The sequence below is a fragment of the Micromonospora globbae genome (assembly GCF_003610785.1).
GTDB classification, from domain to species: Bacteria; Actinomycetota; Actinomycetes; order Mycobacteriales; family Micromonosporaceae; genus Micromonospora; species Micromonospora globbae.
Genome location: NZ_RAQQ01000011.1, coordinates 82,905 through 97,308 on the forward strand (window position 1 = coordinate 82,905; position 14,404 = coordinate 97,308).

Here is a 14,404-nt window from a genome sequence, read left to right on the forward strand (position 1 = left end):
GGTGCGCGGGTGTGCTCGTCTGCCCCTTCGGGCGGGGGCGTCCCGGCCGGCGGCGGTGCCTGGTGGCGTCGGCGCGACCGGGGAGCGGGGCAGGGTCAGCCGGCGGGCGTCCAGCGTGGATCGCGGCCGAAGGCGGCGATGAGCCGGTCCTGCTCGCCGGCGTCGGCCGGCAGCGGGACGCCGGCGCGGGTCAGGCGCGCGCGCCGGTACGCCTCGGCGTGCCCGGCGAACCAGCGCGCGCACGCACGGACGGCGTCGGCGTCGAGCCCGGGTGCGTCGCCGATGGCCACCGCCAGGTCCCACCCGTGGACCAGGTGTTCGGCGACGAGCTGCTGCACGTACTCGGCAGCCGGGGCGTCCCCGGAGGACAGGTGCACGGTGCGCGCCAACGTGCCGGGATGGGACGCCGCGATCTCGGCCTGCGACGCGGCCTCCCGGGCGGACGCGACCGGGTCGGCGCCGAGCTGGTCGCCGTCGAACCGGTCGCCGACCTCGGCCACCGTGCGCCCGGCGAGCAGGGGGACGCTCCACCGTGCCTCGCCCACCACGTGGCCGACGAGGGTGCGGACGTCCCAGCCGGTGCACGGGGTCGGCGCGGACCACTGGCCGGAGCCGACCTGCTCGACCCGGTCGACGAACTCGGCCAGGCTGCGGCGGTAGATCTCCAGCAGGTCCATGCCGCGATTGTCCCGGTGCGTGCGCGTGGGCGAACCCGATTTCACCGCCGGCGCCGCGCCGTGCGGCACCGGTCAGTCGAGTTCGGCCGGGTCCAGGCCCAGCTCCCGGGCGGTGACCAGGCGTACCCACTCGGTGAACTGCCGTCGGGAGATCACCCGGTCGTGCACGGCCAGTTGCACCGCCAGGCCGTCCATCACGGCGCTGATCCGCCAGGCCGCGCCGGCCGGGTCGGCGCACTCGAAGGTGCCGTCGCGCACGCCGTCGGCGATGATCGCCGCGAGGTCCTCGCGCCAGCGCAGGTCGAGCCGGCGGGAGAGGCGTTCCAGCTCGGGCGTACGCAGCGACTCCGACCACCCGTCGATCCACATGGACCAGGAGGTGGGGCGCCCCGCCGGGGTGTAGAGCTTGAGGAGTCGCCGCAGCTTGGTCAGCGGTGGGGCGGGGGAGCGCACCACCGCGTCCAGCCGGGCTAGATCCTGCTCGACCGCGTACTCGAAGGCCTGGGCCAGGAGGCGTTCCTTCGTGGCGAAGTGGTAGAAGACCAACGCCTGGCTCACCCCTGCCGCCTGTGCGACGTCGGCCGTCCGGGTGTTGGCCAGACCGCGTTCGGCGATCACGTCACAGGCTGTGCGCAGCAGGGCATCCAGGCGGATCTCGGCCGCACGTCTCGTCACGACCGTTACCGTAACCCATCGGGATGAACACGGGCAGTTACGATAGATCTCTGAAGGGCGCGGAAAGAGTCGGAAGCCGGACACTTGACGACGCTGTGGTCGGAGTCATCGCGGCGCCGATCGGGGCGACGGGGCCTCCTGGCCAGGCTCCTAGGAAGATCGCCCGTGGTGGCGGGTGCGGAACCGGTCGAACGGGCGGGGACGCGCCGAGCGGGCACCCCGAGTTGGCAACCGTTCGCCGGCTCGGCTAGAGTTCTCATCCGTCACCGGCCAGCGCCGGTGGCACGCGGACGTAGCGCAGTTGGTAGCGCATCACCTTGCCAAGGTGAGGGTCGCGGGTTCGAGTCCCGTCGTCCGCTCGGAGCTGCCGCCACGCATGACGGGGGCAAACCTCGGTGGGGTGGCCGAGAGGCGAGGCAACGGCCTGCAAAGCCGTGTACGCGGGTTCAAATCCCGTCCCCACCTCGGCAAGACAACAGACTCGGGCGATTGGCGCAGTGGGAGCGCGCTTCCTTGACACGGAAGAGGTCACTGGTTCAAACCCAGTATCGCCCACCAGCAACATGAGCAGGTGAAACGGCTCGTCACCGGACAACGGTGACGAGCCGTTGTCGTTTCCGCCGCGCGCCCGCTCGCCGCCCGCCCGCCGCGCCGCCCGGCGCCGCCCGCTCGCCGCCCGCTCGCCGCCCGGCGCCGCCCGCTCGCCGCCCGGCGCGGGCTCTCGCCGCCAGCACCGGCTCTCGTCGCGCCGGGTGTCGGCGTCGCGTTTCGACCTCATCGTCCGAATGACGTGGTCGGCGTCGCCGCGACCCGCCGTACCAATTCGCCTACGAATTGTCGTCGCCGCCATTATTCGTCGCCCCTTTTCGACCGGGACTTCCGTCAGGAACGCGACTCCCGTCACGCCGTGAGATTCTTCACGGGGTACGCACATAGGGTCGAAATGCTTATCTGAATCGATGTCGCGGGCACCGAATTCGTGCTCACTCGGATGCCCGATCCCCTTTGCTGCCAGGGGAAACGCGGGTGTCGTCGTGCTGATCGCGCGGATTCCGCCGCGTCCGCGTGCGGCCTTCCCGCGCGCGTCGGCGCCATTTCCGGAGGCGAAGACGCGAGGTCGGCACGCATTATTCTGTGGCCCGGGGCAGGTGTCCGCAGTTCGTGCGGAGCAGGGCGACGGCAGGACGGCCGTGCGGACCCCGACGGCTCACGGGAAGGCAAACCGAATGACGACGGGTCCGGCCACGCGGACGTGGGAGGGCATGACCATCCCGGCCGCCGGCACCTATCTGCTCGACCAGGCGCACAAGCGGATCGGTTTCGTGGGCCGGCACATGATGGTCAGCCCGGTGCGTGGCGAGTTCACCGAGGCGAGTGCCCGGATCGTCGTCGAGGAGGACCCGCTGCGCTCGTCGGTGGTCGCCAGCATCGGAACGGCGAGCATCGTCACCGGTCACGAGGACCGGGACGTGCACCTGAAGAGCGCCGACTTCCTCGACGTCGAGCGCTATCCGACGCTCGAGTACCGCAGCACGGGCGTGGTCCCCCAGAACGAGACCGACCCCATCTTCTTCTGGGCCCGGCTGCGGGGCAGCAACCGGCTCGGCCGCCGTGGTGGCGGCGCGGTCGCCCCGCCGCCGGTGCGCACCTCCGGCCGCTTCGTGCTCAACGGCGAGCTGACCATCAAGGACATCACGCGGCCGGTCGACCTCCAGGTGGAGTTCGGCGGGGCCCGGCGTGACCCGTACGGCCAGGACATCTTCGGTTTCACGGCGACGGCCGAGATCGACCGCGAGGACTACGGCCTGCTGTGGAACGTCGCCCTGGAGGGCGGCGGGGTGCTGGTGGGCAAGAACGTCCGCATCGAGATCGCCGGCGAGGCGATCCGCCAGTCCTGACGACCGGGGCCGCCTGGCACAATCGCCGCCATGGCCGCTCCCGACCTGGTCCTGGTCCTGCGCTACCGCAAGGCGGTGACGTACGGCTTCCACGTCCTGCTCGGCGCGCTCGAGGAGCACGAGACGACCACCCGGTACGAGGTCCGGTTCGGCGAGACCCCGGAGGCCACCGCGGCGCACGTCCGGGAGGCCGTCGACGGCGGGGCGGGCCGGGTGCTGGTGCTCTGGTCGTTCTACTCGCCCGACGCCGAGGCGCTGTCCCAGGAACTGGCGCAGATCCGCGCGCTCGCCGACGCCCCGAACGTGACCCACCTCGCCGGCGGCGTGCACGCGACCGCCGAGCCGGTGCAGACCCTCGACGCGGGCTGGGACCTCGCGGCCGTGGGGGAGGGCGAGACGACGCTGCTGCGCCTCGTGGACGCGGCCGGCGACCCGACGGGGATCCCCGGCCTCGCCTACCGGGACGCGGCCGGCGCCCTCGTGCGCACGGGCCGTCCGGAGCGGCGCCCGCTGGACGAGTTCCGGGGCTTCTCGCTGCGGTGGGACCGGTTCAACGCGCTGGAGATCACCCGCGGGTGCGTCTTCTCCTGCCGCTTCTGCCAGACGCCGTTCATGTTCTCGGCCCGGTTCCGGCACCGGAGCGTGTCGAACGTGCGCTGGCACGTCGACGCGATGCGGCGGCGCGGCCTGCGGGACGTCCGCTTCATCACCCCGACCGCGCTGTCGTACGGCAGCCAGGACGACGAACCGAACCTCGACGCCGCGGAGGAGTTGCTGGCCTCCTGCCGGGAGGGGATCGGCCCGGACGGGCGGGTGTTCTTCGGCTCGTTCCCCAGCGAGATCCGGCCGGAGCACATCTCCCGGCCGGCGCTGCGCCTCATCAAGCGGTACTGCGCCAACAACAACATCATCGTGGGGGCGCAGTCCGGCTCGGACCGGGTGCTGGAGGCGGCCAAGCGGGGGCACGGCGTCGAGGAGGTGAAGCGCGCGGTGCGGCTCGGCGTCGAGGAGGGCTTCCGGATCAACGTCGACATGATCTTCGGGATGCCGGGGGAGAACCAGGCGGACGTGGACGCCTCCCTCGGCCTCGCCCGCGAGCTGGCCGACCTCGGTGCCCGCATCCACGCGCACACGTTCATGCCGTTGCCGGGCACGCCCTGGCGGGACGCCCCGCCCGGCGACGTCGCCCCGGAGACCATCAGCGAGGTGGACCGGCTCTCGCAGCGCGGCGCGCTCTACGGTCACTGGCAGCGGCAGCGCGACCACGCGGCGCGGCTGGCCGCCGCCGCCGAGGCGTACCCGCGGCCGGGCAGGAGCCGCACCATCCTCCCCGTCACGGACCGCTGACCCGCACCGGGCGCGGAAGGGTCAGGCGGCGGCGGAGAGCAGCGCCTCGGCCACGTCGGTGCGGGCGCTGAGCAGCATCCGGCCCCGGCGGTGCGTCACGACGAGCCCCGCCGCGCGCAGCGCCGTGAGATGCTGCGACACGCCGCCCGCTGACATTCCGGTGCGGCGGGCCAGCTCGGTGGTGCTCAGCGGGGCGGCCAGTTCGGCCAGCAGCCGCGCGCGTCCCCGGCCGATCACCGCGGCCAGCGCGTCCGGCGCGGCGGCCGGACGCTCCCAGAGCAGGCCGATGCCGCGGGCCGGGTAGGCGAGTTGCGGCGCGTCCCCGGCGGAGACGCTGAGCACCGACGGCCAGGCGAACACCGACGGGACCAGCACGAGGCCCGGACCGTCCGCGACGTCCGGGGCCAGGCAGTGTCGCTGCGCGATGAGCAGGGTGTCGTCCTCCCAGCGGACCTGCTCGTGCAGGTCGTTGAGCAGGCCGCCGGCGCCGTCCTCGGCGAGGCGGCGGGCACGGGCGGCCACGTCGGCGTCGAGCAGCAGCCGGATGCGCGGCCAGTCGGGTGCCACGGCGATCCGCCAGTACGCCTCGATCTCCTCGGCGAGCCGGCCCAGCCCGGCCTCGGGGTCGGCGTACAGGGCGGCGAGGGCCGGGCCGCGCTCCCGGGGGTAGAGGTCCAGGTGCGCGCGGACGGTGTCTGGCGCGGTGGCGCGCAGGGCGGCCAGCTCGGCGGCCAGGTCCGGGTTGAGGCCGACGGGCGGCGGGGTGAGGAAGTCCGCCAGGTAACCGGGCGGGGGCGGCACGAGATGCCAGAGCAGGCCGGCGTCGGGCCCGACCAGCCCGGCCTCGGCCAGCCGCGGCCGGACGCGGCGCGCCCACGGCAGGTGGACGGCGTGGTCGCCGGGATCGCGCAGCACCCGGACGCTCGCCACGACCTCCCACAGGCAGGAGACGGCGAACCGGATGCGGGCGACGGCACCCGCCGACAGGCCGATGGCGACCACGCCCACCTCCGTTGGATTCAGCTGGGACTGAAACAGTACTGCTCTCGGCCCGGCGGACCGAGACTTGCCCCGTGAGCGAACACCACACTCGAGCCGAGCTCTTCCGATCCCTGCACATCCCCGGCAAGCCGCTGGTCCTCGTCAACGCGTGGGACGCGGCGAGCGCCCGGATCGTGGCCGCCGCCGGCGCCCGCGCCGTGGCGACGACCAGCGCCGGCGTCGCCTGGAGCCTCGGCGCCCCGGACGGGGACGCCCTGGGCCGCGACGCGGCCGTCGACCTGGTGCGCCGGGTGGCCGCCGTCGTGGCGGTGCCGGTCACCGCCGACATCGAGTCGGGGTACGGGTCGACGCCGGAGGACGTCGCCCGGACCGTCCGCGAGGTGGCCGCGGCCGGTGCCGTGGGCGTGAACGTCGAGGACGCGCTGCGCGACGGCGGCTCGCCCCTGCGGGACGTCGACGACCAGTGTGCCCGCATCGCCGCGATCCGGGTCGCGGCCGACGCGGTCGGGGTGCCGCTGTTCGTCAACGCCCGCATCGACACCGTCCTGGCCGGCGTCGGGGGCCTGGACGAGACTCTCGCCCGCGCCGGGGCGTACGTGGCGGCCGGCGCGGACGGGATCTTCGTGCCGGGCGTGGTCGACCCGGCGACCGTCGCCGCGCTGGTGGAGAAGGTGCCCGCGCCGGTGAACGTGCTGGCCGGACCGGGTGCCCCCAGCGTGGCCGAGCTGGCCGCGCTCGGGGTGGCCCGGGTGAGCCTCGGCTCGTCGGTGGCCGAGGCCGCGTACGCGGTGGCCCGCCGTGCGGCCGACGAGGCGCTCGGCGCGGGCACGTACGGGGCGCTGGCCGACGCCATCGACTACGGCACGTTCAACGCGTTGATGCGATGAACGCCGACGGGCCGGCCACCTCGTCCGGGGTGACCGGCCCGCCGGGGGCGGTGTGCTGGTCCCGGCGACCGTTCAGCTCCGCCGGCCGGGGACGGGGGCGTCACAGCGGCGGGGCGACGTCCCGGCGCTCCTCGACCCGGCGGTACTCGACCGGCTCCTCGACCCGCCGGTACTCGGCCGGTTCGGTGGTGACCACCTCGCGGCGGCGCCGGCCCCAGATGAGCGTGGTCATGATGAGGCCGAGCACGCCGGCCGCCATCAGGATCCAGCCGACGACGTCGAGGTCGATCCCGCCGATGCTGGTGTCGAGCGCGAAGGTGAGGATCGCGCCGACCGCGATCAGGAAGATGCTGGTTCCGATACCCACGACAGCCTCCTTGTCGGGATGTGGTGTGCTGTCGACGACCTTCAGTACCCCGCGGCTGAACTGCGCAACCACGCCGCCGCCGGGTCGTGTGCGGGGCGATCTTGGGCATCGGGTAGAGTTCTGTCCGTCGCCGGCGCCCGCCGGCGACGTGCGGACGTAGCGCAGTTGGTAGCGCATCACCTTGCCAAGGTGAGGGTCGCGGGTTCGAGTCCCGTCGTCCGCTCGCGATCCGTCCCGACGGATGCCCGCCGATCCGGGCCCTCGGGTGCGGTCACCAGGGGCGATTGGCGCAGTGGGAGCGCGCTTCCTTGACACGGAAGAGGTCACTGGTTCGAACCCAGTATCGCCCACCGGAACTCCTCGGGTCTCACCCGTAGCGCGCGGTGAGCTCCGTGCCGATGCGCGCCAGTTCGGCCCGCACCGCCGCCGGCTCCAGCACCTCGATCCGCGCGCCCCAGCCCGCCACCTGTTCGGCGATCGTGCGCGCGGTCGGCGCCGCGAGTCGTACGCGGCGACGGCCGTCGCGGACGCTGTCGACCACCTCGCAGTGCCGGCCGAACTGGCTCTGGAGCACCGGAACGAACCTCGCGTCGACGAGCACGGTCGCCGACAGGAGTGAGCGGCGCCGCTCCATCTCCTCGACGACAAGTTGCCACGCCGCCGGCAGGCGGAAGTCGGGCGGGCGCTGCGCGGCGAGATCGGTCACCACGGCGTCGCGGATCCGGTCGACGCGGAACGTCCGCTGGCCGTGCGCGGTGCCGGCCAGCAGGTACCAGACGTCGTCCTTGTCGACCAGGCCCAGCGGGTCGACCATCCGCTCGGTCTGCTGGCCGGCCCGGTCGGCGTAGGTGAGCCGGACCTTGCGCCGCCGGACGACGGCGGCCTGGAGGGCGTCGACCATCTCGGGGCGTGCCCGGTCCGGTTCACCCCACCGCGCGGGGTCGACCACGACGGCGTCGTCCGCGGCCTCGGCGTCGGCGCGGAACGTGCCGGGCAGTGCCCGCACCAGTTTGCGCAGTGCCGACTTCACCTGCGGGGCGGTCGCCGCGGCCGGGCCGGCGAGCAGGAACAGCGCCTGCGCCTCGGTGGCGGTCAACCCGCTGAGGTCGGTGCGCGCGCCACCGAGCAGGGACCAGCCGCCGCCCCGCCCGGGCTGCGGGTAGACGGGAATCCCCGCGGCGGACAGGGCTTCGAGGTCGCGGCGGGCGGTGGCCACCGACACCTCGAGATGCTCGGCCAACTCGGCCGCCGTGGTCCGGCCGCGTGCCTGCAACAGCAGCAGGGCGGCCACGAGACGGTCGGCGCGCATGGCCGCGAGTCTTGCAGAAAAAGTGCTCAGTTGGTGAGCACTTTCACCGGTGATGCTGTCCGCGTCGACCCGAACGAGAGGACCAGGACATGCTGCGCGGACTCACGACCGTCACCTACCTCGCCGACGACATGGCGGCAGCGAAGAAGTGGTACGCCGAGTTGCTCGGCGTCGGCCCGTACTTCGAGCGGGCCTTCTCCGGCGGGCGGGTCGTCGGCCCGGACGACCCCGGCTACGACGAGGCGAACACCGGTTACCTGGAGTTCCGCGTCGGCGACTACCAGCACGAGTTGGGCATCCTCCACCGCCGCTTCTCGCCGCACGGCTCGGCGTCCGACCCGGCCGGGGTGATCGCGTACTGGCACGTGGACGACATCGAGGCCGCGTACGGGCGGCTGCTGACGCTCGGCGCCACCGGACACGAGCCGCCGACCCCGCGCGGGCCGGGCTTCGTCACCGCGGTGGTGGTCGACCCGTTCGGCAACCTTCTCGGCATCATGTACAACGCGCACTACATGCAGGTCCTCGCGGCGGCCGGGCTCGACCCGGCAGACGCCGCGGGCTGACCGGACGCCGGGCGGCCGGCGTGGCGGGCGGCCGGTTCTGCCGTCGGCAGATCCGCTCACCGTGAACAGCGCACCGGCACGGCACCGTGACGCGGCACTGTGGAGCACATGAGACTCCTCGTGCTGGGCGGAACGGGATTCGTGGGCGGGGCGACGGTCGCCGAGGCGGCGCGGCGCGGCTGGTCGGTGACGGTGTTCAACCGTGGGTTGCACGGTGACGTGCCGGAGGGCGTACGCCGGTTGCGGGGTGACCGGACGGCGCCCGGCGGCCTCGCCGCACTGGCCGGCGGCGAGTGGGACCTCGTGGTGGACACGTGGGACGGCGCGCCGAGGGCGGCCCTCGACGCGGCCCGGGCCCTGGCCGACTCGGTCGGCCACTACGTGTACGTGTCCAGCGGTTCCGTATACGCCGAGCCGGTGCAGCCGGGCTCCGGCGAGGACGCCCCGGTCGTCGACGCCGCCCCGGACGCCGACGACGGCGACTACGCGCGGAACAAGGCCGGCGCGGAGCGGGCGGTCCGCGAGGTCTTCGGCGACCGGGCGCTGCTCGCCCGGGCCGGGCTGATCCTCGGCCCCGGTGAGGACATCGGGCGGCTCCCCTGGTGGCTGGGGCGGATCGCGCGCGGCGGCGACGTACTCGCCCCCGGGCCCGCCGACCTGCCCCTGCAGTACGTCGACGTGCGGGACCTCGCGTCCTGGATGCTGGACGAGGGGGCGCGGGGGCGTGGGGGCGCGTACAACGTGGTGAGCCGGACCGGGCACGCCACGATGGGGGAGCTGCTCGACGCCTGCGTCGCGGTGACCGGTGCGCACGCGCGGCTGCGCTGGATCCCGCCGGAGCCGATCCTGGCCGCCGGCGTGGCGCCGTGGAACGACCTGCCGATCTGGCTGCCGCCGGGGCACGACTACCGCTGGTTGCAGGAGCGCGACGTCACGCGCGCGTACGCCGCCGGGCTGACCTGCCGGCCGGTCGCCGAGACGGTCGCGGACACCTGGCGGTGGCTGCGGGAGGTGGGCGGCGTGCCGCCGCGCGCCGGCCGGCCCGCCCGCGCCGCGGTGGGCCTGGACCCGGCGCGGGAGGCGGCCCTGTTGGCCGCCGCCCCGGCCGGCTGACCCCGGCGCCGCCGGTCCGGGGCGGGCTGACCTTCGCGTCACCCGCCGTGGGGCATCCGGAGGTCAGCAGCCCGCGGCGCGCCGCACCGCCGACGCGGGCCGGGTCACGGCCGCACGGGCAGGTCCAGCACCTCGTCGACGTCCCGGCGCGGTGTGGGCCAGCCCGGCTGGCCGTACCCGATCCGCATGACCATTTGCGGGGTGCCGAACCGGCCCAGCGACAGCCGCAGCTGTTCGCGCGCGGACGGCACCTCGATCGGCTGCGAGAGCATCGACGCGCTCACGCCGGCGTCGGTGGCGGTGAGCAGCACCCGCTGTAGCGCCTGCCCGGCGATCACCTGGTCGACGGCGGTGTTGCCGGGCGAGCCGAGCACGGCGACCAGCGGCTCGGGTTCGAAGTCCCGGCCGGGGGCGCGGTCCCGGCCGCCGAAGCCGCGGCTGGGCAGCAGGTCCTGCGGCTCGCCCCGGGGTCCGCCCGCGGCGGCCGGGACCCCGTCGGGGGCGGGCGTGGTGCGTACCCACTCGTCGCGTTCGGCGCGGTAGGTCGCGTCGCGTTCGAGCACCCGGTGTGCGCCGCGGGCGATCTCGGCGAACGCGGCCACGGCGCTGGTCCCGACGACCAGTTCCAGCCAGCACTGCTCGGCCCGGGCGGCCTCACCGAGGCGCCAGCGCACGTCGGCGGGCACCGGGTCGGGCCAGAACGGCGCCCGGTTGCTGAACCGGCGGGGGATCGCGGTGTGCAGGGCCTGTTCGCTGGGGGTGGGCCGGCGCGGGGTGTCGGGCCACAGCCGGGCGAGCACGTCGGGCTCGGCCGGGTAGGGGCGCAGCCGCACCGTGGCGGGGACACCGGCCACGGCGAGGGCCAGCCGCAGGTTGAACAGGGCCGCCCCGCAGGCGATCCGGATGCCCCAGCCGCTCGGGTCGGTCGCGGGCAGCCGGCGCGCCGGGTCGGTCAGCACCTCGATGGCGCCGTCGCGCAGCCGGAACCGCCACGGCTGGGTGTTGTGCATCGAGGGTGCGCGGACGGCGTCGGCGGCGGCCGCCCGCAGCTGTGCGGCGGTGTAGCCGGTCTGCATGTCGGTGCTCCTTCGCCGCTCGTCGCAGCTCGTCGAGCTGGTGGCCCCGGCCCCGGCGGGCCGCGCCGGTCCGGGTGGTACGACCCCACGATGCGCCGGCCGCACGGGCGGTGAGCAGGGCCGGACGTCCCGAACCGCCGGGACCGAGGGGCCCGCCGGTCTGCGCGGCGACGGGCCGGCCGACCCGCCGACGGCCCAGCCGACCTGCCGCACCGACGCCGGATCGGGACCTTCGGCCCGTGTGGCAGCCGGCCCGCAGCGGGTAGAAACGAGGGATGATCCGGGTGTTCCTGCTCGACGACCACGAGGTCGTCCGTCGTGGCCTCGCCGACCTGCTCACCAGCAGCGGTGACATCGAGGTGGTCGGCGAGTCCGGCTCGGCGGCCGAGGCGGCCCGCCGCATCCCGGCGCTGCGACCCGACGTGGCGATCCTGGACGCGCGGCTGCCCGACGGCAACGGCATCGACGTGTGCCGGGACGTGCGCGCGGTGGACTCCGGCATCAAGGGTCTGATCCTCACCTCGTACGAGGACGACGAGGCGCTGTTCGCCGCGATCATGGCGGGCGCGTCCGGCTACGTGCTCAAGCAGATCCGCGGCACCGACCTGGTCGACGCGGTGCGCCGCGTGGCGGCCGGCCAGTCGCTGCTCGACCCGGCCATCACCACGCGCGTGCTGGAGCGCATCCGCAGCGGGGTGGAGCAGCCGCGGGAGCTGAAGTCCCTCACCGACCAGGAGCGGCGCATCCTGGAGTACGTGGCCGAGGGGCTCACCAACCGGGAGATCGCCGCGAAGATGTTCCTGGCCGAGAAGACCGTCAAGAACTACGTCTCCAGCGTGCTGGCCAAGCTCGGCCTGGAGCGGCGTACGCAGGCGGCAGTGCTCGCCACCCGCCTGCTCGGCCAGCGTCACTGACCCTGGCGGCGGGGCTGGCGCCACATCGGCGTACGTAGATCACACCGCATCGGCGGAGGTGATTGACCGAGGGTGTCGCGGCGACGGCCGTGCGTGGGCTGGTTCGCGGGCCGTGCGTGGGCTGGTTCGCGGGCCGTGCGTGGGCTGGTTCGCGCGGATCCTGGGGCGGGCCGGGGACGATCGTCCGGCCGGGAGGCGGGCACACGTCTCCCCGCCACTTTCAAGGTATAGCCGACCCCGGGGCTTGCGGCAAGACCCCGGTCGTGCCGCAGAATCGCTGGCCGAGGTCAGGACCTGCGGAAACGCGCGCACCCCGCGCCACGCCGCGGCTCGGCCGACGCGACCCCTGGCCCGGTTCGTCGCGTCGGTTCGGACACCGGGTGCCCCCAGGGCCCCAGGACGGAGCAGAATGGTGGACGCCCGCACGTCGAGCGTGTTCGACCTGTCCGATCGCCTCGCCCGCAAGGCGGACCCGGCGCTGATCGACGCGGACGAGCGGCACTTCGCGGCCATCGCGGAGAGCCTCGAGCGGTCGATCGCCGACCTGTCCGCGCGCCTCGACGCGGCGCGCCGGGCGCCCGGCGGCATCGGCCAGGCGGCGATGGACCGGGACATGGAGGTCCACCGGCTCAGCGCCCGCCTGCGTGGACTGCGCCGCTACGGCGTGGACCTGTGCCTCGGGCGCATCGTGCACGCCGACGATCCCGAGCCCGTGTACATCGGGCGGCGCGGCCTCCGGGACGGCGCGGGCCGCCAGGTGCTGGTCGACTGGCGCTCGCCCGCGGCGAAGCCGTTCTTCGCGGCGACCCACGCCAACCCGATGGGTCTGGTGAGCCGCCGCCGGTACCGCTGGACCCGCGGCCGGATCAGCGACTACTGGGACGAGGTGTTCACCGCGGACGGGCTCGAGGACCACGCGGCGCTCGACGACCAGTCCGCCTTCATCGCCAGCCTCGGCGGCGCCCGGTCGAGCCGGATGCGGGACGTGCTCGGCACCATCCAGGCCGACCAGGACGCCGTCATCCGTGCGGGGTCGAGCGGCGCTCTCGTCGTCGACGGCGGGCCGGGCACGGGGAAGACCGTCGTCGCCCTGCACCGCACCGCGTACCTGCTCTACGCCGACCCCCGCCTGCGGGACCGCCGGGGCGGGGTGCTGTTCATCGGCCCGCACCAGCCCTACCTGGCGTACGTGAGCGACGTCCTGCCCAGCCTCGGCGAGGAGGACGTGCAGGTGTGCACGCTGCGGGACCTCGTGCCCGAGGGCGCGGCGGCGACCGTCGAGACCGATCCGGAGGTGGCCCGCCTGAAGGCGTCGGCGGACCTCGTGAAGGCGGTCGACGCGGCCGTGCGGTTCTACGAGGAGCCGCCGGCCACCGGGATGCGGGTCGGGACCGAGGAGTCCGACATCTGGCTGAGCGCCGAGGACTGGGCCGAGGCGTTCGCGGCGCCGGATCCCGGTACACCGCACAACGAGGCGCGGGACGAGATCTGGGAGGAACTGCTCACGATCCTGCTGGACAGGTACGACGGTGACGAGCCGGAGGACCTGGTCCGCCGGTCGCTGCTGCGCAACCGGGACCTGCGGACCGCGTTCCACCGCGCCTGGCCGCTGCTGGACCCGGCCGACCTCGTGGGCGACCTCTGGTCGGTGCCCGCCTACCTGCGCCGGTGCGCTCCCTGGCTGCGGCCCGACGAGATCCGCAAGCTCCAGCGGAGCGACGCCCGCGCCTGGACGGTGTCCGACCTGCCGCTGCTGGACGCGGCACGGCAGCGGCTCGGCGACCCGACGGCGTCGCGGCGCAGGCGCCGGCACGAGACCGCGGTCGCCGCCGAACGCGAGCGGATGACCAGGGTCGTGGACGACCTGATCCAGTCCGTCGACGACGAGTACGGCGTCGGCCTGGTGACGATGTTGCGCGGCGAGGACTTCCACGACGCCCTGGTCGACGCGAGCGGGCTGCCCGAGGCCGACCACGACCGGCTCGCCGGCCCGTTCGCGCACGTGGTCGTGGACGAGGCCCAGGAGCTGACCGACGCGGAGTGGCAGATGCTGCTGCTGCGCTGCCCGTCCCGCAGCTTCACGATCGTGGGCGACCGCGCCCAGGCCCGGCACGGGTTCACCGAGTCGTGGCGGGAACGGCTCGAACGGGTCGGCCTCGACCGGATCACCCTGGCCTCCCTGACCGTCAACTACCGGACGCCGAAGGAGGTCATGGCGGAGGCCGAACCGGTCATCCGGGCCGTGCTCCCGGACGCCAACGTGCCCACCTCCGTCCGCGGCACGGGGCTGCCCGTCGTGCACGGGTCCGTGGCGGAGCTGTCGACGATCCTCGACACCTGGCTGGCCGGGCACGACGACGGGGTGGCCTGCGTCATCGGCGACCCCACCTTCCGGGAGACGGCCCGCGTCCGGTCGCTGACCCCCGAGCTGGCCAAGGGGCTCGAGTTCGACCTGGTCGTCCTCGTCGACCCCGAGGCGTTCGGCGACGGCATCGAGGGAGCGGTCGACCGCTACGTGGCGATGACCCGGGCCACCGGGCAGCTCGTCGTCCTCCGCAGCTCGTGACGCGGCG

Annotated in this window: 13 protein-coding genes and 5 tRNA genes; 12 read left to right on the forward strand and 6 right to left on the reverse strand. The window is 74.3% G+C overall.

From position 1 onward, the window contains the following. Window positions 1-95: 95 nt before the first annotated feature. Window positions 96-677, reverse strand: a complete 582-nt coding sequence (locus tag D7I43_RS16560) for a TIGR03086 family metal-binding protein (RefSeq protein ID WP_120329418.1) — start codon at window positions 675-677, stop codon at window positions 96-98. 72 nt (window positions 678-749) lie between these two features. Beyond that, window positions 750-1,352 carry a TetR/AcrR family transcriptional regulator gene (locus tag D7I43_RS16565; protein WP_120329419.1) on the reverse strand — a complete coding sequence of 201 codons (603 nt, stop codon included), beginning with the start codon at window positions 1,350-1,352 and terminating at the stop codon, window positions 750-752. Between the two features lie 286 nt (window positions 1,353-1,638). Here D7I43_RS16565 and D7I43_RS16570 point away from each other — a divergent pair. The 5 genes from D7I43_RS16570 to D7I43_RS16595 all read left to right on the forward strand — a co-directional run bounded on the left by D7I43_RS16570 (window position 1,639) and on the right by D7I43_RS16595 (window position 4,597). Then, window positions 1,639-1,711 (forward strand) — tRNA-Gly (locus D7I43_RS16570). Between the two features lie 35 nt (window positions 1,712-1,746). Beyond that, window positions 1,747-1,817, forward strand: a tRNA-Cys gene (locus D7I43_RS16575). 18 nt (window positions 1,818-1,835) lie between these two features. Next, a tRNA-Val gene (locus D7I43_RS16580) sits at window positions 1,836-1,910 on the forward strand. A gap of 668 nt (window positions 1,911-2,578) precedes the next feature. Next, window positions 2,579-3,250: a YceI family protein gene (locus D7I43_RS16590; RefSeq protein ID WP_204985218.1), complete on the forward strand. Its 672-nt coding sequence runs from the start codon at window positions 2,579-2,581 to the stop codon at window positions 3,248-3,250. Window positions 3,251-3,280: 30 nt separating this feature from the next. Next, a complete protein-coding gene (locus D7I43_RS16595; protein WP_120329421.1) occupies window positions 3,281-4,597 on the forward strand; it encodes a TIGR04013 family B12-binding domain/radical SAM domain-containing protein in 1,317 nt (438 codons plus the stop codon). Between the two features lie 21 nt (window positions 4,598-4,618). Here the strand turns inward: D7I43_RS16595 and D7I43_RS16600 are convergent, their stop codons facing one another. Then, window positions 4,619-5,599, reverse strand: a complete 981-nt coding sequence (locus D7I43_RS16600) for a DUF5937 family protein (RefSeq protein ID WP_120329422.1) — start codon at window positions 5,597-5,599, stop codon at window positions 4,619-4,621. A 71-nt stretch (window positions 5,600-5,670) separates the two neighbouring features. Between D7I43_RS16600 and D7I43_RS16605 the strand changes: the two genes are divergently transcribed. Continuing rightward, window positions 5,671-6,486 carry an isocitrate lyase/PEP mutase family protein gene (locus tag D7I43_RS16605; protein ID WP_120329423.1) on the forward strand — a complete coding sequence of 272 codons (816 nt, stop codon included), beginning with the start codon at window positions 5,671-5,673 and terminating at the stop codon, window positions 6,484-6,486. Window positions 6,487-6,586: 100 nt separating this feature from the next. Here D7I43_RS16605 and D7I43_RS16610 read toward each other — a convergent pair whose 3' ends face one another. After that, entirely contained in the window at window positions 6,587-6,853 is a 267-nt protein-coding gene (locus D7I43_RS16610) for a DUF6458 family protein (RefSeq protein WP_120329424.1), read from the reverse strand. A 150-nt stretch (window positions 6,854-7,003) separates the two neighbouring features. Between D7I43_RS16610 and D7I43_RS16615 the strand changes: the two genes are divergently transcribed. Then, window positions 7,004-7,076 (forward strand) — tRNA-Gly (locus D7I43_RS16615). 55 nt (window positions 7,077-7,131) lie between these two features. Continuing rightward, a tRNA-Val gene (locus tag D7I43_RS16620) sits at window positions 7,132-7,203 on the forward strand. A gap of 17 nt (window positions 7,204-7,220) precedes the next feature. Here the strand turns inward: D7I43_RS16620 and D7I43_RS16625 are convergent. After that, a complete protein-coding gene (locus tag D7I43_RS16625; protein WP_120329425.1) occupies window positions 7,221-8,162 on the reverse strand; it encodes a helix-turn-helix transcriptional regulator in 942 nt (313 codons plus the stop codon). 89 nt (window positions 8,163-8,251) lie between these two features. Between D7I43_RS16625 and D7I43_RS16630 the strand changes: the two genes are divergently transcribed. Then, a complete protein-coding gene (locus tag D7I43_RS16630; protein ID WP_120329426.1) occupies window positions 8,252-8,728 on the forward strand; it encodes a VOC family protein in 477 nt (158 codons plus the stop codon). 108 nt (window positions 8,729-8,836) lie between these two features. Continuing rightward, complete coding sequence (locus tag D7I43_RS16635) at window positions 8,837-9,841, forward strand: NAD-dependent epimerase/dehydratase family protein (protein ID WP_120329427.1); 1,005 nt, start codon at window positions 8,837-8,839, stop codon at window positions 9,839-9,841. Between the two features lie 104 nt (window positions 9,842-9,945). Here the strand turns inward: D7I43_RS16635 and D7I43_RS16640 are convergent, their stop codons facing one another. Beyond that, window positions 9,946-10,917, reverse strand: coding sequence for an Acg family FMN-binding oxidoreductase (locus D7I43_RS16640; RefSeq protein WP_120329428.1), 972 nt, complete (start codon window positions 10,915-10,917; stop codon window positions 9,946-9,948). A 275-nt stretch (window positions 10,918-11,192) separates the two neighbouring features. Here D7I43_RS16640 and D7I43_RS16645 point away from each other — a divergent pair, with 275 nt between their 5' ends. Both D7I43_RS16645 and helR read left to right on the forward strand, forming a co-directional pair. After that, a complete protein-coding gene (locus D7I43_RS16645; protein ID WP_120329429.1) occupies window positions 11,193-11,831 on the forward strand; it encodes a response regulator in 639 nt (212 codons plus the stop codon). A gap of 412 nt (window positions 11,832-12,243) precedes the next feature. Then, a complete protein-coding gene (helR, locus tag D7I43_RS16650) occupies window positions 12,244-14,397 on the forward strand; it encodes an RNA polymerase recycling motor ATPase HelR (RefSeq protein ID WP_192902176.1) in 2,154 nt (717 codons plus the stop codon). The last annotated feature ends 7 nt before the right edge of the window (window positions 14,398-14,404 follow it).

Bases quoted from the DNA above. Each gene is read 5' to 3' on its own strand.
- D7I43_RS16560 (WP_120329418.1), bottom strand. From the start codon at position 677: ATGGACCTGCTGGAGATCTACCGCCGCAGCCTGGCCGAGTTCGTCGAC.
- D7I43_RS16590 (WP_204985218.1), top strand. From the start codon at position 2,579: ATGACGACGGGTCCGGCCACGCGGACGTGGGAGGGCATGACCATCCCG.
- D7I43_RS16595 (WP_120329421.1), top strand. From the start codon at position 3,281: ATGGCCGCTCCCGACCTGGTCCTGGTCCTGCGCTACCGCAAGGCGGTG.
- D7I43_RS16625 (WP_120329425.1), bottom strand. From the start codon at position 8,162: ATGCGCGCCGACCGTCTCGTGGCCGCCCTGCTGCTGTTGCAGGCACGC.
- D7I43_RS16630 (WP_120329426.1), top strand. From the start codon at position 8,252: ATGCTGCGCGGACTCACGACCGTCACCTACCTCGCCGACGACATGGCG.
- D7I43_RS16635 (WP_120329427.1), top strand. From the start codon at position 8,837: ATGAGACTCCTCGTGCTGGGCGGAACGGGATTCGTGGGCGGGGCGACG.
- D7I43_RS16640 (WP_120329428.1), bottom strand. From the start codon at position 10,917: ATGCAGACCGGCTACACCGCCGCACAGCTGCGGGCGGCCGCCGCCGAC.
- D7I43_RS16645 (WP_120329429.1), top strand. From the start codon at position 11,193: ATGATCCGGGTGTTCCTGCTCGACGACCACGAGGTCGTCCGTCGTGGC.